The organism is Streptomyces sp. LS-MS-L19 (assembly GCF_058382285.1).
On sequence record NZ_JBYCLL010000001.1, the window covers coordinates 9,496,535 to 9,517,174 of the forward strand.

Genomic DNA, 20,640 nt, shown 5'->3' on the forward strand with positions numbered 1-20,640 from the left:
CTGTCTGCCCCCTAACGTCCACACCACCAGGCACAACGGACCGGAAGGACAGGCACATCGTGGGAATCTTCGGCAAGGGCAAGAGCCGTGAGGAGAAGGCCGCCAAGATCGCGGAGCAGGTGGCGGACGGCAAGGGTTTCTACGGCCGTATGACGCGGGCGGCGCTGGGCGGCCAGGACTACGCCCGGCTCCAGCAGACGATGGGTGCGTACAACTCCGTTGCCGCAGTCGGGCAGTTGCTCGCAGCGGGCGCACCGACGACACCCGCCACCGTCGTGTCGATCAGCGACACCGGCAGGATGGTCAACTACGACCCGGTCGTCGACCTGGTTGTGCGGCCGGCCGGGGACACTGCGGACCCGGTCGCGCTCCAGACCATCGTGTCGAAACTGCGCATCCCCCGCGTCGGCGATCAGATACTGCTGATCGCGGACCCCGCCAACCCCGGCGGTTACCTCTACGCGGGAGACGGGGTGACGCCGTGACGGCGTCGCCGTACGGGGTGATGGTGGACGACATCGCCCAGTGCGCCTTCGACGACCGGTGCCGTGAGCTGATCCGGGTGTGAGTAGTTGAGGTACAGGAAATCCCGGTGAGAACGATCATGATCTTGGCCGGCAAGTTCTCTACATCTCGAACGTGAGCTGTCGAAGGCTTCGAGTCAGGGCGCAGGTTCCATTGAGGATGCGGCTGTCTGCTCGTCGTGCTCGCGCAGCATCCGCATGACGGTGGCGGGCGAGGGGTGGTGGCCCTTCTTCGTACCGGTGGTGATGACGAGCCGCTTGGCGATGTCGCGCAGGCTCATCTCCTGCTCTCGCAGGTGGAGGGCCATGGACAACATGTCTTCGTCGGTGACGCCGGCGCCGCCGATGGTCTTGCCTCGCTTTCGGGCGGACTCGTGACCTTCGAGGGTGCGGTCGCGGATGTACTCGCGCTCCATGCCGGACATGGCCGCCAGCACGGTGAACACGATGCCGGACGGGTCATGTGAGCCCTTCAGTTCTCCGCTGAGGAACTCCAGGCCGACGCCGCTCGCTTTCAGTTCCTCGGCGAGCATGGCGAGTTCGATACCTCGGCCGAGTCGTTTGTGTTCGTGGCCGGAGAACCGGTAGGCGCCGCACAGGAACACGGTGGCTTGCGGGTTGTCTCTGGGGCCCATCTGGGCGTGGTGTGTCCGGAACTCCTCCGGCTCCAGGCATGCGGCGCCCGGCTCATGTCCGATGTAGTGGTCCGGGCCTCCGCGTACCAGCGTGACGCTTCCCGGTATGAGCTCCACAGCGCTGCCGGGGGTGTCCAGCCAGAGGTAGCCGCGGCCGCGGACGACCGTGTGCACCGACAGCTGTATCAAACCGCCCAGCCGCAGTCCCCACGGCGGTGCGGCGACCGTCCGCGCGAAGACCGCGCCAGTGGCGCGCGCCCGCACGGCGTGATGATCTACTGGCACGTCGAGCGGAAATCCGTCTGGCATCTACAGCCAGATCAAGTCTTGTTCGGCCTCCGAGGTCGCCTCGATGATCGAGGGTGTACTGCGGCACTGCACCAACATGGAGGTGGACCGGCAGTACACCGACACCCACGGCGCCTCCGTCGTCGGGTTTGCCTTCGCGCACATGCTCGACTTCAAGCTGATGCCGAGGCTGAAGAACATCGGCTCGGCGAAGCTGTACCGGCCGACGGACGGTCAGGACGACCAGTGGCCGAACCTGGGCCCGGTGCTCTCCACCAAGATGATCGACTGGGACCTGATCGCCCAGCAGTACGACCAGATCGTGAAGTACACCACCGCCCTGCGGCTGGGGACCGCCGAGGCGGAGCAGGTCCTGCGCCGGTTCACCCGCGGCGGGCCGAAGCACCTGACGTTCCGGGCGATTGAGGAGCTGGGCCGGGCGGTGCGGACCTCGTTCGTCTGCGAGTACCTCGCCGACGTCGAGATGCGCCAGGAGATTCACGAGGGGTTGCAGGTGGTGGAAAACTGGAACTCCGCGAACAAGGACCTCTTCTACGGCAAGGACGGCGACCTGGCCGGTGCGGACAAGGAGTCCCAGGAGGTCAGCACGCTCGCGCTGCACCTGCTCCAGTCCGCGCTGGTGCATGTCAACACGCTGCTGATGCAGGAGGTCCTGGCCGATCCGAAGTGGGCAGGCAAGCTCACCAACGCGGACCGGCGGGCGCTGTCGCCGCTGTTCCGGACCCATGTAAACCCCTACGGCCGGTTCGAGCTGGACATGAACAGCCGCCTCGATCTGGACCTGTCCACCCGGGCGGCAGTGCCCGGCCCACGCCCCCCTCAGAGGGAGGCAGCAAGCACCCCGGCGTGACACCGCGGGCTCCCGTCTGGCCGGAGCCCGCGGTGAGACGACGTTGCCCAGGACGCCTGTGCAGACCAGCCTCACCCTCAGCACCTACTTGCGGTGCCCCGCATGGATCTCCGTCCTGCGGACAGGGCTGCCGTCCGGTATCAGCGGAGAGCACCACGGGGCACCGCCTGCTACCGAACGCTTTTTCTCACGCTATGGAACTCCTATTGGTGTCCTGACCTGGGAAAGGTTGGCGGCCTTCTCGACGCTCTTTGATAACCGCCGGAGACTTCAGGATCGACTGACGCTCAGTCGTCATCATGGTTGCCGGTGGCGTGGACCCGACTCAGACCGAATCGGGAGAGAACCCGATTGGCTTCCTCGTCGTCGGTGCCTTCGATGTCGATGACGCCGTTCACGTGCAGATCAAGATGCGCGAATCGTGATGCCAGTTCAGCCAGTCCGGTCAGCGGATCACCCTCACAGTCCCTCTGGCTGATCGTCAGGTCCTTGATGGACAGACGCTCAAGCTGAGCAAGGACCGAGGAATCCGCGAGGGCTGAAAGTACCTGATACGAGGTAGCATCGAACTCTGCCCTGCTGAGATCAAGATTTTTGAGACTAGGGTACGCAGAGGCCTTGAGTTCCTCGAGTTGCTCAGGCGGGCACGCGCAGCCGTAAACGTCATCGCCGAGTTCAATTTCCAATGACACCAGGCCGGGAGTCTGTCCAAGTCCGAAAATCGATCCGTCGGAGATGACGGGGCCCCGGAGTCGCAGTCGGGTCAGGCTGTCATGGTTCAGGGAGTGGAACAGGAACGCGCCTTCGAGTTCCAGTGTGCGCAGGGCGGGAAGCGATTCCCACACATCGGCCTGCACAAGTCCTTGGTGAAGGTAGTCCTCGGGGTTGATCTTCTTACCCGTCGATCCATCGCTGAGTTCAAACAGGTCCTCGAAGCTGTAGCCGAAGTACATGCGCTCCAGCCGGGGGCGTTGTCGGTCGGCAAGTGAGACCGCGGAGTGCTCGGCAGAGTGGTGGTAGTCGGTGAGGTGCAGTTCGAGTGTGCGCAGTCGGTGGATGGCAGGGTGGGAAAGGAGGGCGTTGATCAGTGCACCCTCCCATTGCTCGGGGTCGGTCGGGTCGATGGTTGCAGTGTGTGAGTGGTCTGTCAGGAGCCGTTCCACCAGTTCTCGGCGTTGCGGCTGGGTGTCTTTGGCCAGGCGGAAGCAGGCCTCGTCGATGAAGCCGCGGGACCAGGTGAACTGCCAGGAGCCGTCCTCCCGCAACCCGTCCAGCCCGAGTTGCCGTTCCACTTCCTCATAGGCCGCGGCCAGCTGGGCCCGGTCCCCGTCCCTGGTCTCACAGCGGTGCTCCAGCCGGATCGCCTCGCCCCGCGGGTCGCCCGCCCCAGTCAGCAGATCCGCGTAGGCGAGCCACGCCTCCCAGTCATCCGTGTTCGGAACATCTGCAGCATCGAAACAGTGCACGTCATTCCCCAGGTCTTGGCGGCAAGCTCCAGATGGATCTGGGCACGCCATCGTCAACGGCACCATAAATGCAGCCTCTGACAAATGGGCCACATGGCCGCCCCCAACGCACAGTTCAGGAGTCAGTTACGTGGTTCTACCTACCTCGCCCCGCTCAGACCGGGGCTGAGTTGTTCGTGACAGGTTGCAGCGGCACCGCTCCGGCACTGGAGGTGGCTCCACTTGGGGTGTGACGGGGCTGGGTGAGGGGCGTCAACCTGGCTCCGACAAGTTGTTTTGGCCCCACCCCGTTCGGGTGGGTTCGCTGGTCGTGGAGGGGGGCGGGGACGATAGCGTGAAAGGCATCGGATCCGGACCGGACGGAGGGCCCCCGACAGGGTCGACGGACCGCAGGATCTCGACCCGTGTTCGATCCGGGACCGTCAAATTCTCCGATCCGCGGTGGACGACGGGCAGGGGCATTGGTTCAGCCGGCGGAGAACGGACGGGCCCAGCAGTGGCTGAGGCCGGCCCCTGGTAGGGCGCCGGCCTCAGTGTCGTTGCCGGGAAGTAGCGATGCTGGACTCTCTCAACTGCTGGTGTCGCCGGAAGCTGATTGCTGCCTCGCCGCTGCTGTTCTGAGCGATTCCTCGTACTGCGCTCGGGAGAAGGTGAAGCTCCCGAGCGCACTCAGATCCCAGTCGCGGAAGGTGTTCCGGAACGCCGACCACGTCACGGTTTGAGATGCCACGGTGATCCGGGCCATCAGTGCGGAGCAGTCATCCATGCCGCATGTGCACTCCAGAAGCGTCGTTTCGCCTGCCTTCCCGCCGCGAGGGAGGCTCTTCGACTCTCCAAGAAAGTGTCGATTAGGCCAGCCGACCCGAGCGGATAGCGGCATGTAGTCGCCCGCAAGCACCGGGGCGGATTCGGAAGGGGATTCTTTGGCCAGATGTTCCTGTTCGGCTTGCACGTAGGGCAGTTCCACTCGCCGGACTAGTTCGATCAGCGGAATTCCGTCCACCGTGATGTTTAGAAAACCTGGCCCTTTGGAGTGGGTGCGGATTTCCTGAGAAACCGTGGCCGAAATGGCGCTTCCCTCGAATCGGGGACCCGGATAGTGGTGTGTCACCTGGAAGTTGATTGACCGCATCCTTGCAGGGTAGCAGCGTTCGATGATGCGACTTGTGGTTGCGGAACTCATCCTTTGCCCCGCAGACGTCAGTATTGGCGGCGCTTTTTCTGCGTCTGGGCCAGGCGGAAACTATCGGTGTCGGTCTCGACGATGTGTGCGTTGAAGGTGACCCGGTCCACGATCGCCGAGCAGAGCCGGGGGTCGGTGAATGTCTGCTTCCACTCCGAGACCGGAGCGTTCGATGTCCAGGTCGAGATAGCCGAACTCGTCCAGACAGAGCAGGTCAACGCGCCCGTAGCGGGCCAGCGTCCGGTTCAGCTTTGAGCTACAACCACCTGGCCGTAGCTATTACGAGAACAGGGCCGTAAGAGCTCGTAACACGATCATGGGTGAGCCTTCTTGAGCGTCTCCAGCAGATGAGGCTGCAGGTCAACGAGACGAAGGCGTCGTGGAGTTCGGTTCGGCGTTCCCAACGGACGGCAAGGCGTTTGAACTGGTGGAGCAGGGCGAGGGTCTGCTCCACGACGTAACGGAGTTTGCCCAGGCCCCTGATGTTCGGGGCGCCCTTGCGGGAGATGACCGGCAGGACCCGCCGCTTGCGCAACTCCCGGCGGGCGGGGTTGGAGTCGTAGCCCTTGTCACCGAGGAGCGAGTCGGGGCGGCGGCGGACGTCGTTGACGTTGGCCGCGGTGGTGATGACCTTGAGCGGGGTGCCGCGTCCGTCGCAGATCAGGTGGTGTTTGCTGCCCGTCTTGCGGCGGTCGACCGGCGACGGACCGGTGTCGGCGCCCCCTTTTTCGCGCGGATGTGGGAGCCGTCCACGCACGCGCGAGACCAGTCGAGTTCGCCGGCCGCGTTCAGCTCGGCGAGCAGGATGCGGCGCAGTTGGTCGAAGACTCCGGCCTGCTGCCAGCGGTCCAGGCGCCGCCAGCAGGTCTGTCCCGTTCCGAATCCCATCTCCAGCGGCAGGAGTTGCCAGGCTATGTCGTTGTAGAGGACGTACAGGATGCCCTGCAGACACAGCCGGTCCGGTACAGGCCGTGGGCCCGGCGACTTCTCTGGCCAGGGCGGCAGCAGCGGCTCGATCAGCGCCCACAAGTCGTCGTCCACGATCCATGGCCGGGTGCTCACATCCTCCCGAACGGCGGAATCGTCACATCGGTCACGCCGGATCAGGGCACTACAACAAGATCAAGTTACGAGCTCGTAGGACACGGTCTGATACCGCAACGGTCTTCGGCGTGACTGGTTGGCAGGCTGTTCGCCGGCCTGGGCATGGATGGGGGTCTTGGTGATGTCAGGGCGTAATGGGGAGGCTAGCGAGGTGCCGCGAGTACGTCCCGGAGTACGTTCGCGAGAGTGACGCGGGCCAGCTCGTGTCTCAGGGTCTCCTCAATGCCCTCGTAGATGCTCTGCATCGCCGGCTGGATGCCGTGACCCACCACGCATCCCTGGTCCGGGGTGGTGCGGTGCATTGCGAACAGCGGGCCGGGTTCCACTGCCTCGTACACGTCGAGCAGGGTCATCGACTCCAGCTCGCGTGCTAGCGACCAGCCCGCGCCCACGCCCCGCCGGGACTCCACGAGCCCGGCCCTGCGCAGCTCGCCGAGCAGCCGTCTGATCACCACTGGGTTGGTGTTCGCGCTGGTCGCGATCTGCTCGGAGGTGGCGACCTCATGGCCCTGGCGCTGGTAGAGGCCGATCCAGGCCAGCGCGTGGGCGGCGATGGTCAGCCTGCTGTTGGCGCTCATGGACTTCTCCTCTCGGCCGCAACGCTTCATGTTACGGCAGTCGTAACAGTGAAGGTTGCAACAGCCTGTCGTAACAATTAACGTTTCGACTGCCGGGAAGGGTCAATCAACGAGGTGAGAAGAATGAGCAAGCCACTCACGGGCAAGATCGCCCTGGTCACCGGGGGGTCGCGCGGACTTGGAGCCGCGACCGTACGACTGCTGGCCGAGCAGGGCGCCGACGTCGCCTTCACCTACGTCAGCTCCGAGAAACAGGCGCAGGTCGTCGTCGACGAGGTGCACGTCAAGGGAGCCAAGGCCGTCGCCTTCCAGTCCGACCAGGCGGACACGAGCCGGGCGCCGGCGCTGATCGACGACGTGGTCGCGCACTTCGGCGGCCTGGACATCCTCGTCAACAACGCGGCGATCTCCGTGGCTGGCACGGTGGACGACCCGGATGCCGACACCGCCGCACTGGACCGGATGCACGCCACCAACTACCTCGGCGTGATCGCCGTCATCCGGGCCGCCTCCCGGGTGCTGCGCGCGGGCGGCCGCATCATCACAGTGAGTTCCGGACTGGGCTCCCGGGTCGGCGCCCCCGGTCTTGCCGACTACTCGGCGACCAAGTCCGGAATCGAGAGGTACACCATGGGCGTCGCACGCGACCTCGGGCCCCGGAACATCACGGCCAACGTCGTGGAGGCCGGACTGATGGAGGGCGGCATGCAACCGCCGGATGCCGACACCCTCAATGCCCTGGTCAGCTCGCTGTCCCTGCAACGCATGGGGCACCCCGACGAAATCGCCGCGGCGATCGCCTTCCTGGCGAGCCCCGCCGCGTCGTACGTCACGGGCGCAGTGCTGGACGCCCACGGCGGCTACAACGCCTGAACCCGAACCCCTGCCGCGCGCTCCGAAGGACATCCCGCCTTCGGGGCGCGCACCGCCAACGACCCGCATGTGCGCGGACACGCCTTAAGAAGCCCGGATCGTGATCGTGTTACGAACTCTAAGAGCCGGTGCAGCCCACCGAGGCCGCCGTCATCCCGGCGATCGGCCTGCGAAGGCACTCAGCCGCGGGTCGGCGGCGGTCTTGCGGAGGTACGACGACCCGCCCCGGAGGGCGGATGCGCCTGTCACTCCTCGTCCTCCTCGACCGCGTCCGGGTCCCGCAGAGGACGCAGGCCCTGGCCGGGGCCGCTGGCCTTGATATTGAACAGGTAGCGGCCCAGGAAGTTGATGTGCCTGTCCTTGAGCGGGGAGAGCCTGGCGAGGTCCTCGTCCTGGATGTCGAGGCCCTCGGCGCGGAGCTGGGCCACAGCAGCGTCCAGATAGCGGGTGTTCCACAGCACGACGGCGTTGAGAACGAGACCCAGACTGGCCAGCTGATCCTCCTGGCCCTCGCGGTACGCCTGGCGGATCTGGCCCCGGCCGCCGTGGCAGATCGCGCGGGCCAGGCGGTGGCGGGACTCCTGCACGGTCAGCTGCCGGTTCATCAGCCGCCGGTAGGTGTCGTCGACCGGGTCGACCAGGGCGAGCAGGTGCATGGTCTTGTCGATCCGGGCGTACTCGGCGAACGCGGCACCGAGCGGAGTGGGGTGGCCCTCGCGGCCGAACATGCGCAGCAGGTCGTAGGCCCGGACCTGGTTCGTGATGAGCGATCCGGCGACCCGGAGCATGTCCGGCCAGTGCGTCGTGATCCGCTTGAGGTTGACCTTGCTGCAGGCGACGGCCTCCAGCGGCCCGTACCCAGCGGTCGGCGCCTCCCCGTCGTCGGGCAGGTCGGCCCGCCAGTGCCGCTGGTCCTCCAGGTCCCGGAAGCGCGGGGCGAAGCGGAAGCCGAGCATCTTGTACAGGCCGAAGGCCATGTCGGAGTACGAGGCGTTGTCGGTCGCGACCATCTCCGGCTTCACCCCGCCGTCGAGGTTCAGCAGGGTGTCCAGCGTGAACAGGCTGTCGCGCGGCGTGCCGCGCACCACCATTGCGCCGATTTCTGCCATCTGGTCATTTACCGCGTTGAGCCAGGTCACGCCGCGTTTGTAGCCGTAGTACTTGGGCGAGGGGCCGGTGTTGATGCTCTTGACGGGGACGAGGAAACGCAGGCCGTCGACGGAGGCGAGCAGCCCGCCGCCCCACATCTGGGCCAGTTCGATACGGGACTGGGCGGTGATGAGTGCGGCGTTCGCTGCGGCGATGGTGTCGGCGCGCACGTAGTCCTGGTCGACGTGGGACAGGCGCGAGCGGGTCAGCGCCTTGTTCTCGGTGTCGATGACCGGGGTCAGGCCGATGTTGCAGCTCTGCGAGACCAGCAGCGCGACCAGGGAGACGAGCAGATCCTCCATGCGGGTGCGCCGCTCGGAGACGTGGCCGAAGGCGTCGAGGAACCGGTCCAGGAGTGGACCTCGAACAGCAGGTCCGGCAGCTCGATCCGGGGGAGCATCGCCTCCGTGGTGTTCTTCAGCCAGGTCAGCGACTCCGGTTCGCCCACCGCACCCAGCTTGTCCACCGACAGCTTGGCCCTGCCGCCGCCCTCGGGGACGATGACCTCCACCTTCGCCTCGTCACCGGCCTCCGTGAGTCGGTCGGCCATCTGCCGCCACGCGGCATCCAGGCCGCGGATCAGCTGGTCCAGGTGCTCGGCGGCGTCCTCGGACAGGGACAGGCCCGCCAGTACGTCCGCCTTCATCGTCTCCCACCGTGGACCGTCCAGCAGCCTCGCGCGCGGGTCCGCCCAAGGGTTCGACGGTGAGGCGAACACGTCCCGCCGGTTCAGCGCGCGGTGCAGCTGCTCCAGCACGCACCCCACGTACGCGTCCCGGTCGACCGCGCCCTGCGGCAGCTTCGCGTTGGAGAACACCGCTCGCTTCCACATCGCCGGCACGAGTTCGGCGTCGACCTCGCGGGGCAGCAGCGGCCGGTCCTTGACCCGCCGTCGTGACAGCGCGGGCAACCGGCGCACAGCGGCGAGCACCCGCCGTCCGGCTGGAGCCGCGCCGAGCGCGTCCGACTCACCCAGCAGGGACAGGAAGGGACAGGAAGGGCCGGACGGTGTTGTAGCGCAGGGCCAGCTTCTCCCGCATCGCCGCCTCGGCCGACCCGTCGTTCTTCGGAACCAGGGCTTCCACAGCCGCGACCGCCCCCGCGACCGCCGTACGCGGCACAGCCTCCTCCACCGCAGCCCACAACGCGCCGACGTCCAGGTCCGTCCCGGCCTCGGCGACCAGGTCCAGCTCCTCGGTCAGGACCTTCGACGCCTTCGCCAGGATGTGGGCCGCCTTCTCCAGCTGCGGCAGCATCGACAGCCGGTCCCGGTCCGACGCCCGGCGGGCCGGGCTGATCAGCCGGTTCGCCATCAGCACCGCGAACAGGTCCAGCGCGTCATCGACCGCCTGAGCCTCCAGCTGACGCACCACCGCCGTCAACAGCGCGGTCCGCCGCGGCTCCGGCGCCCGCTCGATCGTCTGCGCCTTGCTCAACTGCCCGTACCGGGCCAGCGTGGACAGCCGGTTCACCGGCACCCGGGACGGGTTCACCCGCCCCAGCGCGAACGCCGATATCTCCTCCACCCGCTCCAGGGCCCGCACCATCGCCGTACCCGTCGACTTCGTCGGAGGAGTACGCAGCCGCTCCAGCTCAGAGACCCGCTTGCCCTCCGGCACCACCAGCAGCTCAGCCAACGCCGGGGCGAGCGACGGATCGGCCCGCAACGCGGCGCGGGCCACCGCCTCGTACAAGCGCCGCTCGGCAACCGTCCGGGCCTCCGACACCTGCCGGGCCAACACCGAAACACCGGGCAGCAGCACCCGGTTCTTCCTCAGCCACGTCACCGCGTGGTTGAACAGCGCCACCGGCCCCTCGGCGTGCGTCCACGCCCGTCCATACAGGAAGCCGCGGAACTCCCGGCCCCACTTCCGGTCGGTGAAGTCCCGGTACTTGAACCGATTCTGGATCTCCGCCGCGTGCTCGTACACCGTCGACCGGCGCTCCGGATACCGCTTCACGCACGAGGCGTCGGCGATGCCGAGCTGCCCGGCCAGGTACTCCACGGCCTCCCACGGCACCGCGAGCGGGTCTGCAGATCTGCACGGCCATGCCCAGGCGATGTGCGTCCGTACGGCGCAGGGCGATCAGGTCGCGGTCGTCATCGTCGAGGAAGAGGAACCGCTCCAGCTCCGGGCGGGTAGGCGCTTCGGTGAACGTCCCGTACGCCACGGCCTGCTCATCAGTCAAGAATTCCACCGGCATGCGGCGGACGGTAGCTATGTCCCGACAGCGATCGGGGATCTTCCTCCGAACCCTCGCACCAGGCCGATCACGTGTGCTAGACGGCCATGATCATTCTGGCCGGGATTCCCTGTACCTCAACTACTCGCACCCGTGTTCGGCTACGGCTACGGCTACGAGCACATACGCGCTCCGTGAGACTCCGAGCCCTCCAGCCGGTCGGCCCGCGGCGGCGACCGCGGCAGCCGTCAGGTGTCGAAGCGGCGGCGGGCGGCCTCGATGTGCGCGAAGTACTGGTGGGTCCAGCCGCACATCCCGTCGACCGTCGCGCGCAGGGCTTGACCCGCTTCAGTGAGGGTGTACTCGACCCGGGGCGGGACAGTGGGGTACACGGTGCGCTCGACCAGGCCGTTGCGTTCCAGCATGCGCAGGTTCTGGGTGAGCATCTTGTGGCTGATGCCCTCGATCTCGTTCCGCAGCTCGCTGAAGCGCAGGGTGCGATCACCGAGACCCTCGACGATGAGAAACGCCCACTTGTTGGCAATGTCGGAGAAGATCTCCCGCGCCAAGGAGTCCGCACGCGCCAGGTCCGCATCCTCGGGCGAGCCCGTGAGCTGCGTGGTCACCATAAGGTTCTCCAGTCACTGAAAAGTGCGTTCTTCCATGTCAGCCCTCACTCTCTTACGGTTTCTGAGTAACCACAAGAGAGTGAGTGTCTTGGTCGCCGCAAGCGAACGCGTGCCGCAGACGCTCAGAACCAGGAGACAAGGCACCATGGCCATCACCTTTGTGAACCCCAGCGGACTGCCCAAGGCCGACGTCTATCAGCAGGTGTCGATCGCCTCCGGGACCAGGCTGGTGTTCGTTGCCGGGCAGGTCGCCTGGGACGCCGAGGGAGTCACGATCGGCGAAGGCGACCTGGCCGCCCAGGTCGAGCAGAGCTATCTCAACGTCGGCACCGCCCTGGCCGAGGCCGGTGGCTCCTTCGACGACGTGGCGAAGCTGACCTTCTACGTCGTCGACTGGACGCCCGACAAGATGTCCCCGCTCCTCGAAGGGATCTCCCGGGCCACCGCGAAGCTCGGCATCACCGCGGCGCCGCCGGCCACGCTGATAGGCGTCGCGGCATTGGATGTCCCGGCGCATCTGGTGGAGATCGAGGCCACCGCGGTCCTCGACTGAACAGGCGTACGGGTGTTCCGCCGGCTATTGCGGCACGCCTGAACGCAGCCGGAGTTACTGATCAGCGACCTCATCGTGCCGACCGACCCCACTGTCCAATTCCACGGCGAGGCGCTGCAGTTGGTCGGCCGACAAGGCACCGACGCGGTTCAGCCATGCATCTTGCCCACCTTCGCGGACAGTCCTCGGGGCCTCAGGAACGGTCTCGACCGCGATGCGTCGATGCTCGGGGATCTCCGGAAACTGCCCGCACACGCTGCGGTCCCTGGTCGACTCCACACCGTCCGCGCTCATCTCGAGCTCCTCCCCGACCCGACCAGACCAGACCATCCAGTTCTGATCCGACGCACTGGTCTCGTCATTCCCTGGGTCGGCCCCTCGCCACCGGATCCATCAGGCCAACGCGACCGGATTTGGGCCCAGGTCCGCCAACTCCCGGGCGACCACCGTACGGAGGTCGTGCGGTGCTCGCCCTGTCACGCGCCGGACCACGTCGGTCGTGCGGTCCTCGGCGCCCTCGGCGATGGCGAGGTCCATGCCGGCCAGCAACTCGGCGAACTCCCGCCCCACCAGCGGCGCGAGGCGGCCGCGGAGCTCCTCGTGGGTCAGGTGGCGGTGGACGACGGGGCGGCCGGTGACCTCGGTGACGATCGCGGCGACGTCGTCGTGACTGAGCGCCTGCGGCCCGGTGAGGACCAGATCGGCGTCGGGGGAGCGGGCGTCGGTCAGCGCGTGCGCGGCGACGGCGGCGATGTCCTCGGCGTCGACGAAGCCGACCCGGCCCTTCCCGGCCGCCGTCCGGATGGTGCCGGTGTCACGGATGCCGAGCGCGTGCATATGCGTACCGGTGAAGTTCTGCATGAACCAGGACGGCCGTAGGACCGCCCACGCGTCGAAGAGGCCCGGCAACTCCCGGTGCACCACCCCGACCGCCGGACCACCCTCGGGGACGGCCGACGAACTGAGCAGCACCGCACGGCCGACACCGGCCGCACGGGCCTGCCGGAGGAAGGGGAGCATGACCGCTGCCGGGTCCGGGTCGCCCACGGGCGGCACGAGGTAGACGCGGTCGACTCCGGCAAGGGCGTCGGCGTGGGTGGCGGGGTCGTACCAGTCGAAGCGGACCGGTTCCGCCCCGGGGACGGGAGTGCCGCGGCGGCTGGCGGCCCTGGCGCGGTGACCGGCGGCGGTGAGCTGTGCGGTGACGCGGCTGCCAGTGGTGCCGGTGGCGCCCGTGACGAGGGTGGTGCCGGTCATCGGTCGCTCTCCCCGAGGCTGGTGCCGTCGAGGGCGAGGGCGGCCAGCGGGTCCCAGTAGTCCCGGTAGGACACGATGAGTTCGTCCCGTACGGTCACCACGGCGACGTACGTCATCTCGAAGGGGCCGTCCGTCGCGACCACGCGGCCCACACCCCGCATCTCCACCACGATCGTCTCGGGGTCGGTGGTCTCATGGATCCGCACCTCGGGGAAGTCGTGCAGGTCGATGTGGTCGGGGTAGGGGCGCATGTACGCGGCGACGGCCTGCTTGCCCTCCAGCCGCCGGGGCCGGCCGGGCGGCGCGAAGGGGAACTCCATGATGCCGTCCTCGGCCCACAGGTCGACCCAGCCGGGGATGTCCTTGTCCAGCAGCAGACGCAGGCTGTGGCGGTACAGGTCCTCCGGTGAGGTGGTGGTCGTGGGCATGGGGATGTCCGTCCTGTCGTACGATACGGACCCGAGGTCCGTTTCAACTGCCCGGAACGATACGGACCCAGGGTCCGCTTTGCAAATGGATCCGGACCCGGAGTCCGCTTCGCTGTCGGAAGGAACCCCACCGCATGACCGAGCGCACCCCACGCAAGGACGCCGTCCGGAACCGGGCGGCCCTCCTCGCGGCCGCCGACGCGCTCTTCGCCGACGGCGGGAGCGCGGAAGCCGTCACCATGGCCGACGTCGCGACCGCGGCCGGAGTCGGCAAGGCGTCGCTCTTCCGTGCCTTCGGCGACCGCACCGGACTGATCCGCGCGCTGTACGAGGCCCGGCTGGAGCCGGTGCGGCAGGCCGTGGAATCGGGGCCGCCGCCGCTCGGGCCCGAAACCCCCGCGACGGAGCGGGTGTTCGCCCTTCTCGACACCCTGCTGTGCTTCAAGCTCGACAACCGCCACCTCGTCCTGGCCCTGGAGGGCACAGGGGACGACAGTCCGTACCGGGCGGAGCACTACGGACACTGGCACGCCCTGCTGGAAACCACTCTGCGCCGGATCCCCGACCTCCAGGACCCCACCTTCACCGCCCACGCCCTCCTCGCCGCCACCCGAGCCGACCTCGTCGAACACCTCGCCGGACACGAGGGTGTCTCCCGAGAAACCCTGCGCGCCCAACTGGCCACCTTCACCGCGAGAGTCCTCGGTTGATGCACCGGCAGAGCCATGGCCGCAACAGCTGGCGCCGGCTGACTCTGTCCGGTGTCCGACAGCGCCCGCGTCCCCTCCCAAAGACCCGCTGCGCGGAGTCGCGTCTCGAACTGCCCTGACCACGGCAGGAGTTGTCCACTCACCTGGCGGGATCCAGTCGCTGGGCGAGGTCGTGGGCCTGGGCGCTGGTGAGGTCACCGGAGTAGACACCGACGATCAGGAAGCGGCTGCCGGTGAGCGAGGCGGCCACGGCGGGGGTGCCCCGGAGTTCGCCGTCGACGACGATGGCGAACTCGTTGCGCGGGGGTGGGGCCGAGACGAGGGAGCCGGTGAACGTGGCGAAACGGGTTCGGTCGGCGGGCGTGAGGGTCACCTCCACCTGCCAGTTGCCGTCGATGTCGCCCTTCTGGGCCTTCGCGGAGGAGACGCGGACGTCGCTCATGCCGCCGGCCGGGTCGGCGTGGATGCACATCGCCGGATGGTTCGCAGTGGCGCCTACGGTGTAGCCGCCGCCGGCCTGGGTGCAGGCCCGCTCCGTGGCCGAGGTGACCGGCAGGAGGGAGACCGTGGCCGCCTTCGGGGTGCCGCTTCCTTCGGCGGGCTGCACCACGTGCGCGCGTAGCGGCCCGTCGTCCGCGACTGCCACCCAGGCGGTGGCGACCGCCGCGGCGAGAGCGACCCCGACACCGGCACGCGCCAGCCGCTGCCGCCGCCGGGCGACCCGCAACGCGCCGTCGGCCAGGCCGACAAGACGGGGGCCGGCGTCACCGTCGCGCTCCCGGACATGGGCGTGCAGGGTGTCGTGCAGCAACGTTTCGGGCAGCAGGTTCTCGGTCGAGTCGTTCATGCGGTCACGCCCCTTCCGGAGGCGGTGGAGGAGGCGGACGGCCCTGCCTCGGCCAGGGCGGTACGGAGAGTGGCGAGGGCTTTGCGGGTCTGGCTGCGGACCGTGCCCGGGGCGACGCCCAGGATCGCGGCGATCTCCTGGTCGGGCCGGTCCTCGAAGTAGCGCAGCACGATCACCGCTCGCTGACGCTTGGGCAGCCGCCGCAGCGCGGCCATGATGTCCTGCCGCTGCACGACGGTGTCGGCCAACGCGGCGCCCTGTGCGGAGGGTCGGTCCGGTAAGGAGTCCGTGACCGTCTCCCGCCCCCAGCTGAGCAGCCGGAAGCGGTCCACCTGGGCGTGGTAGAGCGCGCGGCGCACATAGATTTCCGGCTGTTCCCGGTTGCGGAGCTTGGACCATCGTCTGGCCGTGGAGGCAAGCGCGGTCTGGAGCAGGTCCCGGCCCTGTTCCCAGTCCCCGGTCAGCAGGTAGGCCGTGTGCAGCAGCGATCTCGACCGCGCCGTCACGAACTCGCGGAACTGGCGTTCCTCGTCGGCGTTCAATGCGCCCTCCCTCGTTCCCCTGTAGAGACGGGTGCGGACACGCGATCGACTGCCCTGCCGGACACACTTTTTCCCTCTGGTTCTTTTCCCTCTGGTCCGCCCGACACCGACGCCGAAGGTCATGGAGGCGTTCCGGGGGTTAGCCGTCGGTGGTTGGGAACCTCGGCATGACGAGGTCCGGGCTTGCCTCATCCTGATGTTGAATGACGGTCATGTTCAGTATCACCGTGTCTCGGTCGCTGACCGTTGACCACGTGGTCGACGTCTTCGAGGACTTGATCCCGACGGGCCTGCGGCTGGTGGTCCAGCCGGACGATGCCGATGTTCCGGACAACACGGGGGACCTGTGGATACGCCTGGTGGACAACGAAGACCCGAGGTGGCCGCTTTCCTTGGACGTGGTCGGCGGGTACGACTGCGGCCTCGGGCCGCACCCTGACCTCCGTGTCGCGGAGCACATGGGAGAGCGACTCGGTGTGGACGTCTTGTGCGGCGTCGATCCGTCCGTGAGCGATGTCGACCCTTTGGATCCGTACTACAGGCTGGCGCTGGTCGGTGGCCGGTGGTACTTGGCCAGCGTTGCTTTCACCCGGCTCACGGGACCGGACACGGCTGACTCGTTGCACGACGAATCCGTGAAGCTGATCCGACCGGTCGTGGTCAGGACACGTTGAGTGCGTTGAGCTGCGCCGCGTCCTCGTGAACAGAGACTGTTCGATGTCGGACCGCCGGCTTCGGGCGGCACTGGTGGACTTCCCCTGCGTGAGCACCGACAGGCACAACCGGCTGGAGAGGATCACGTCAATGGCGTCTCCGAAGACGTCCTCGACACGGTGACCCGCACCTGAAGTGGCTGCCCGGCAGCGGACACCGCCGCACCACGGCGAGCTTGCCCCTCCCCGAAGTCACGGGGAAGGAGCGTGGCTGCACTGTTGACCGGCTGCTCGGCGTCGGCTGTCGTGGCTGCCCGGCTGGTGAGGAGCTGGAGCCTGTCTGCGTCGGCGGTGCCCGGCTCGGCGGTGTAGATGGTCAGGGAGTGCGCCTGGGCGGTGGAGACCTGGAGGCCCAGGGGCTGGTAGGGGTGCGCGGGCCCGGCCCCGATCCGGGTCCGACACCCGCATGGGGACGGCCGGAAACCGGTGCACCGAGGACGGCCCTGCGCTCGCTAGTGCCGCATGAGGCAACGTTCGCCTCGTTATGATGCCCCTGCCGTTTGGCCGTGTGTTGGACTCCGTCTTGGCCGGACGGAGCTTTGACAGGGAGGTTGGTGATGGCTCTCAGCCAGCGACACTCACGGCTGATCACGATGGACGGCGCTGATTACCGCTGGCAGGTGCGTAGGGATTCGGAGTGTGTGTACTGCAGAGGTGGGCTGGGGGCTTCGTTCGTGGTCCAGCACGTCGATCCCCAGGGCTCTGTTCTTGTCGTGGGGCCATCGCACTCGATGTCCCCGATCGTGCCGGCAGTGGTCCGGGCCCGTGTCCGCAGTGCTCTGAGCCAGGGATGGATGCCCGCGCGCTCCGGCACACCGTTCCATCTCGGCGAAGCAGTCAGCCGGTGAGGGGCTGCGGGTAGAAGCTGGCCGGGTCTGCGCGTACCGGCCACATCATGCGTGGTGGCGGGCATGCTGTGCGGGTGGCAGAGCGCGTGCGGGCGCGGGAGATCGATGACGACGAGGGCCGGCGGCTGTTGCGGATCATCCGCAGAGGCACGGGGTCGGTGGTGACCTGGCGGAGGGCACAGATGGTGCTGCTCTCCGCGCAGGGCATGCCCGTAACCAGGATCGCTGAGGTGTCGTTCACCAGCGCGGACCGGGTCCGGGACGTGATCCACAACGTCAATGCCGACGGGTTCGCCTCGCTCTACCCGAAGTACAAAGGTGGCAGGCCCAAGACCTTCACCCTCCCAGAACGCCGCGAGATCAAGAAGATCGCCAAGTCCAGGCCAGCCGAGCACGGCCTGCCGTTCTCGACCTGGAGCCTGGCCAAGCTGGCCGACTTCCTGGTAGCTGAGGGGGTGGTCGACGACATCAGCCACGAGGGCCTGCGCCTTCTGCTCCGGGAGGAGGGCGTCTCCTTTCAACGCGTGAAGACCTGGAAGACCTCCCGCGATCCGGACTACGCGGCAAAGAAGGCCCGCGTCGAGCATCTCTGCGCGATAGCCGACGGCCAGGTCATAGCCGAGGACGGTGAGGCCGAAGCCGTTTTCTGCATGGACGAATTCGGGGCCGCTCAACCTGATGCCGCATGCAGGGCGGCAGTGGGCCGAGCGCGGCGGCAGGCACAAAAACCCCGACCGGGAACCTCGCCGCCGACGCCGGGCGACCTACAACCGCTACGGTGGCGTGCGGCACCTGTTTGCCGCCCTGGGCCTGGGCAAGGACAAGCTCTACGGCCACATCAAACCGCTCAAGCGGCGCACGCAGTTCCTGGAGTTCTGCCGCTACCTGCGCACCCTCTACCCGCCGACGGTGCGGATCGCGATCGTCTGCGACAACTTCTCCCCGCACCTGACCACGAAGCGGTGCCAGCGGGTCGGCACGTGGGCGGCGGCGAAACCACGTGGAGATCGCCTATACGCCGACCAACTCCTCCTGGCTGAACCGGATCGAGGCCCAGTTCACCGCCCTGCGCTACTTCACCCTCGACGGCACAGACCACGCCGACCACAAGGAACAGGGCAGCATGATCCGCCGCTACATCATCTGGCGAAACCGCCATGCCGACGACCGGCGCCTACGCGCCGTCGTCGACAGGGTAAACGTTGCCTGACGCGGCACTAGGCATGAAGTACCCCCTCCAACCCGCGTCGGTCACCTGCTCGATGGACGGTCTCCGGCCTTGTCGCCGTCGGCTTCGCACTCGTCGAGCAGGAAGAACACCGGAACTATGTCGCAGCCTTCATCACCGCCACTCTCCGCAACCCGGCTCTGAACCGCGCCTTCGTCCCGACGCGACCCCCCGTCGCCGACGCAGTCACCGCGGTCGCAGCCTCCGTCGGCCCCCGTCATCTCTGAACGGAGAGGCCATACTCATGCCGGCCTGCGTCCCCGGCCCGGCGACTGCGGCCGCGTCGCCTACCCCGTGACCAAGCACGGCGGATCGACCTGACCAAGGGCACCGCCCTCGAGCACGGCTCCCGCGCCAGCCCCATGCTGGTACCGGCTGTTATCAGCGGATCGCAAGCGGCCCATGACCTAGACCCAGCTTGCTCCGGCATGAGTCGACGGCCCGAGAGACCCAGGCGGTCACAGCGTCGCGATCTGCCGCGATCGCATGGAGGTTACGAGCCTTCTCCTGCGCATCGACCATCCACGGGGCCAGTGCATCCTCACGAAGGACGTGCTCGAAGTAGTGGCGGGCCGTGTCTGAGTCTCCAACCAGTCCGGCCGCGATACCAGAGTCGAAGCTGTCCCAAACGAATCCCCGCCGAACCGGCCTGGACGTCAGGTACCGGGCTACATCCGACAGAGCCGGGAACCTATCCCGCAACGCGGTCACGTTCGCAGCCGCCTCCTGACCGAGGTTGAATGCCAGCCGCGTGAACTGGTCCTCGCTGCGAAACAGCTCGGAACCGACCCTGCCTGCGTCCAAATGGAAGGCCAGGTGGTCCACGTCGTGCCACAGCCACATGGCACCGACGTACAGACCACTGCCGGCAAGCCGCGGCGGGGTGAACTCCACAATCCCGAGCCACCATCCGTGATCATCGATCCACAGCCGCGACCGCCCCCGCTGGATGAGACCGAGCGGCTTCAGAGAGTGCCGAGCCGCCGAGTTGATGATCCGGGGCACCGGACTGCGATCTGGCATGACCAGTATTATCGACTGCAGTAGACGCCGTGATTGCCAAGGATGAACATCGCCGCACCCATGCGGAGGACGAGGATCTTCTGTCTTCGCACACCGATGATCACCGGTGGCCTCACTCATTCTCGGATTAGCCCCGACCAGCAAAGTCAGGACCTGAGCCCGAGCATCACCCCTGGAGTCGATCGGCTGATGGACATGTCCTCCCGAGAGATCCGCATGCCCCTCAATGACGTCGTCGCAGTACTGCAAGACCTGAACGAGTTCGTCGTTTCCCTCGACCGGCTCCGGATCCCGACAGGCATCCGGAGCCGTCGACGAGTACACCGTCGGCAAGTTCATCGCGGACTGGGATGTCGCTCGGCGATTGGCTCACGCCCGACGCGTCATCAGCGTCGAGCTGGAGGCACAACTGAGCGAGGAAGACAACGCCGAGATCGACGCACTGTGCGAGCAGGGCCGCTTCTACGGCACGGACAGCGCTATCAGCCCCTTCACTGACCAGTCCAGCTGAAACAGTAGGCACATCGGACCGGACCGATCGAGGCGGGACATCTGTTCAGCCCCGGAACCGACCACCAAGTTCGCGATCTGCAGAGGGAGTATTGGCAGTTGATACCCTGTGCAGCTTGCGCTTCCAGGGAATTTACTCGAGCGGGAAGCCCCGATTCCAAAACATCCACGTTGATGCCGACCAGCGGACTCGTCGGATCTGGCACCAAGACGGCATCAGTGCGCCGGACGGCTTGGTGCGAAGAGCGGAAGAGATGCATGAGCGGGATCCCGAGACATCCCACAGCTATCCCGTTGGGCAGAGTTGGATCTGCGACGACACCCCCTTCTGTTCAGACACCGGTCATGCTCAAAACAGTTGCTGACGGGCCGAGGGCAAAGCCTTACGCATAGGTGGACTTGGCCTGCTCGGTCCACTCACTCGGGTCTTGAAGCATGAACACGGCTGTACACCGCCGTGCGTCCACGGGCGGGCTGCTGCTGAGCTTCAACTCACG

The 20,640-nt window shown here is 67.1% G+C and carries 17 protein-coding genes and 4 pseudogenes; 8 read left to right on the plus strand and 13 right to left on the minus strand.

Features of this window, described 5'->3' with window-relative positions:
* Nucleotides 1–59: 59 nt before the first annotated feature.
* A complete protein-coding gene (locus AC2XR2_RS42405; RefSeq protein ID WP_491518083.1) occupies nt 60–485 on the plus strand; it encodes a hypothetical protein in 426 nt (141 codons plus the stop codon).
* 176 nt (nt 486–661) lie between these two features.
* On the opposite strand, the gene AC2XR2_RS42410 is transcribed toward AC2XR2_RS42405, so the two are convergent.
* Nucleotides 662–1,423: a cupin domain-containing protein gene (locus AC2XR2_RS42410; RefSeq protein ID WP_491518084.1), complete on the minus strand. Its 762-nt coding sequence runs from the start codon at nt 1,421–1,423 to the stop codon at nt 662–664.
* On the opposite strand from AC2XR2_RS42410, the pseudogene AC2XR2_RS42415 reads away from it, so the two are divergent.
* Nucleotides 1,424–2,318 (plus strand): annotated as a pseudogene (locus AC2XR2_RS42415) (Tn3 family transposase); the annotation flags it as partial.
* Nucleotides 2,319–2,605: 287 nt separating this feature from the next.
* Here the strand turns inward: AC2XR2_RS42415 and AC2XR2_RS42420 are convergent.
* The 5 genes and pseudogenes from AC2XR2_RS42420 to AC2XR2_RS42440 all read right to left on the minus strand — a co-directional run bounded on the left by AC2XR2_RS42420 (nt 2,606) and on the right by AC2XR2_RS42440 (nt 6,649).
* Nucleotides 2,606–3,784, minus strand: a complete 1,179-nt coding sequence (locus AC2XR2_RS42420) for a hypothetical protein (RefSeq protein ID WP_491518085.1) — start codon at nt 3,782–3,784, stop codon at nt 2,606–2,608.
* Between the two features lie 568 nt (nt 3,785–4,352).
* Complete coding sequence (locus AC2XR2_RS42425; RefSeq protein ID WP_491518086.1) at nt 4,353–4,916, minus strand: hypothetical protein; 564 nt, start codon at nt 4,914–4,916, stop codon at nt 4,353–4,355.
* A 68-nt stretch (nt 4,917–4,984) separates the two neighbouring features.
* Nucleotides 4,985–5,219, minus strand: a pseudogene (locus AC2XR2_RS42430) (ATP-binding protein); the annotation flags it as partial.
* A 4-nt stretch (nt 5,220–5,223) separates the two neighbouring features.
* A protein-coding gene (locus AC2XR2_RS42435) for an IS5 family transposase (protein WP_491518598.1) occupies nt 5,224–6,011 on the minus strand; the annotation gives its coding sequence in 2 pieces (ribosomal slippage) (nt 5,224–5,696 and nt 5,696–6,011; 789 coding nt in all).
* Between the two features lie 203 nt (nt 6,012–6,214).
* Nucleotides 6,215–6,649: an Rrf2 family transcriptional regulator gene (locus AC2XR2_RS42440; protein WP_033325690.1), complete on the minus strand. Its 435-nt coding sequence runs from the start codon at nt 6,647–6,649 to the stop codon at nt 6,215–6,217.
* A 123-nt stretch (nt 6,650–6,772) separates the two neighbouring features.
* Between AC2XR2_RS42440 and AC2XR2_RS42445 the strand changes: the two genes are divergently transcribed.
* Entirely contained in the window at nt 6,773–7,522 is a 750-nt protein-coding gene (locus AC2XR2_RS42445) for an SDR family NAD(P)-dependent oxidoreductase (protein WP_491518087.1), read from the plus strand.
* A gap of 245 nt (nt 7,523–7,767) precedes the next feature.
* On the opposite strand, the pseudogene AC2XR2_RS42450 reads toward AC2XR2_RS42445, so the two are convergent.
* Nucleotides 7,768–10,876: pseudogene (locus AC2XR2_RS42450) on the minus strand (Tn3 family transposase).
* Between the two features lie 227 nt (nt 10,877–11,103).
* Nucleotides 11,104–11,484: a winged helix-turn-helix transcriptional regulator gene (locus AC2XR2_RS42455; protein ID WP_381297553.1), complete on the minus strand. Its 381-nt coding sequence runs from the start codon at nt 11,482–11,484 to the stop codon at nt 11,104–11,106.
* Between the two features lie 145 nt (nt 11,485–11,629).
* Between AC2XR2_RS42455 and AC2XR2_RS42460 the strand changes: the two genes are divergently transcribed.
* Nucleotides 11,630–12,037 carry a RidA family protein gene (locus AC2XR2_RS42460; protein ID WP_491518088.1) on the plus strand — a complete coding sequence of 136 codons (408 nt, stop codon included), beginning with the start codon at nt 11,630–11,632 and terminating at the stop codon, nt 12,035–12,037.
* Between the two features lie 393 nt (nt 12,038–12,430).
* On the opposite strand, the gene AC2XR2_RS42465 is transcribed toward AC2XR2_RS42460, so the two are convergent.
* Both AC2XR2_RS42465 and AC2XR2_RS42470 read right to left on the minus strand, forming a co-directional pair.
* Complete coding sequence (locus AC2XR2_RS42465; RefSeq protein WP_491518089.1) at nt 12,431–13,294, minus strand: NAD(P)H-binding protein; 864 nt, start codon at nt 13,292–13,294, stop codon at nt 12,431–12,433.
* A complete protein-coding gene (locus AC2XR2_RS42470) occupies nt 13,291–13,722 on the minus strand; it encodes a nuclear transport factor 2 family protein (RefSeq protein ID WP_491518090.1) in 432 nt (143 codons plus the stop codon). Before AC2XR2_RS42470 ends, AC2XR2_RS42465 begins: the two co-directional genes overlap by 4 nt.
* 134 nt (nt 13,723–13,856) lie before the next feature.
* On the opposite strand from AC2XR2_RS42470, the gene AC2XR2_RS42475 reads away from it, so the two are divergent.
* Nucleotides 13,857–14,432, plus strand: a complete 576-nt coding sequence (locus AC2XR2_RS42475) for a TetR/AcrR family transcriptional regulator (RefSeq protein WP_491518091.1) — start codon at nt 13,857–13,859, stop codon at nt 14,430–14,432.
* A 139-nt stretch (nt 14,433–14,571) separates the two neighbouring features.
* Here AC2XR2_RS42475 and AC2XR2_RS42480 read toward each other — a convergent pair whose 3' ends face one another.
* Nucleotides 14,572–15,279, minus strand: a complete 708-nt coding sequence (locus tag AC2XR2_RS42480; RefSeq protein ID WP_491518092.1) for a SecDF P1 head subdomain-containing protein — start codon at nt 15,277–15,279, stop codon at nt 14,572–14,574.
* Nucleotides 15,276–15,821 carry a SigE family RNA polymerase sigma factor gene (locus tag AC2XR2_RS42485; RefSeq protein ID WP_381297565.1) on the minus strand — a complete coding sequence of 182 codons (546 nt, stop codon included), beginning with the start codon at nt 15,819–15,821 and terminating at the stop codon, nt 15,276–15,278. Before AC2XR2_RS42485 ends, AC2XR2_RS42480 begins: the two co-directional genes overlap by 4 nt.
* Before the next feature lie 212 nt (nt 15,822–16,033).
* Here AC2XR2_RS42485 and AC2XR2_RS42490 point away from each other — a divergent pair, with 212 nt between their 5' ends.
* Nucleotides 16,034–16,495 carry a hypothetical protein gene (locus AC2XR2_RS42490; protein WP_491518093.1) on the plus strand — a complete coding sequence of 154 codons (462 nt, stop codon included), beginning with the start codon at nt 16,034–16,036 and terminating at the stop codon, nt 16,493–16,495.
* Nucleotides 16,496–17,456: 961 nt separating this feature from the next.
* Nucleotides 17,457–18,592: pseudogene (locus AC2XR2_RS42495) on the plus strand (IS630 family transposase).
* Nucleotides 18,593–18,991: 399 nt separating this feature from the next.
* Here AC2XR2_RS42495 and AC2XR2_RS42500 read toward each other — a convergent pair.
* A complete protein-coding gene (locus tag AC2XR2_RS42500) occupies nt 18,992–19,633 on the minus strand; it encodes a hypothetical protein (RefSeq protein ID WP_491518094.1) in 642 nt (213 codons plus the stop codon).
* Nucleotides 19,634–19,997: 364 nt separating this feature from the next.
* Between AC2XR2_RS42500 and AC2XR2_RS42505 the strand changes: the two genes are divergently transcribed.
* A complete protein-coding gene (locus AC2XR2_RS42505) occupies nt 19,998–20,144 on the plus strand; it encodes a hypothetical protein (protein WP_491518095.1) in 147 nt (48 codons plus the stop codon).
* Nucleotides 20,145–20,640: the final 496 nt, after the last annotated feature.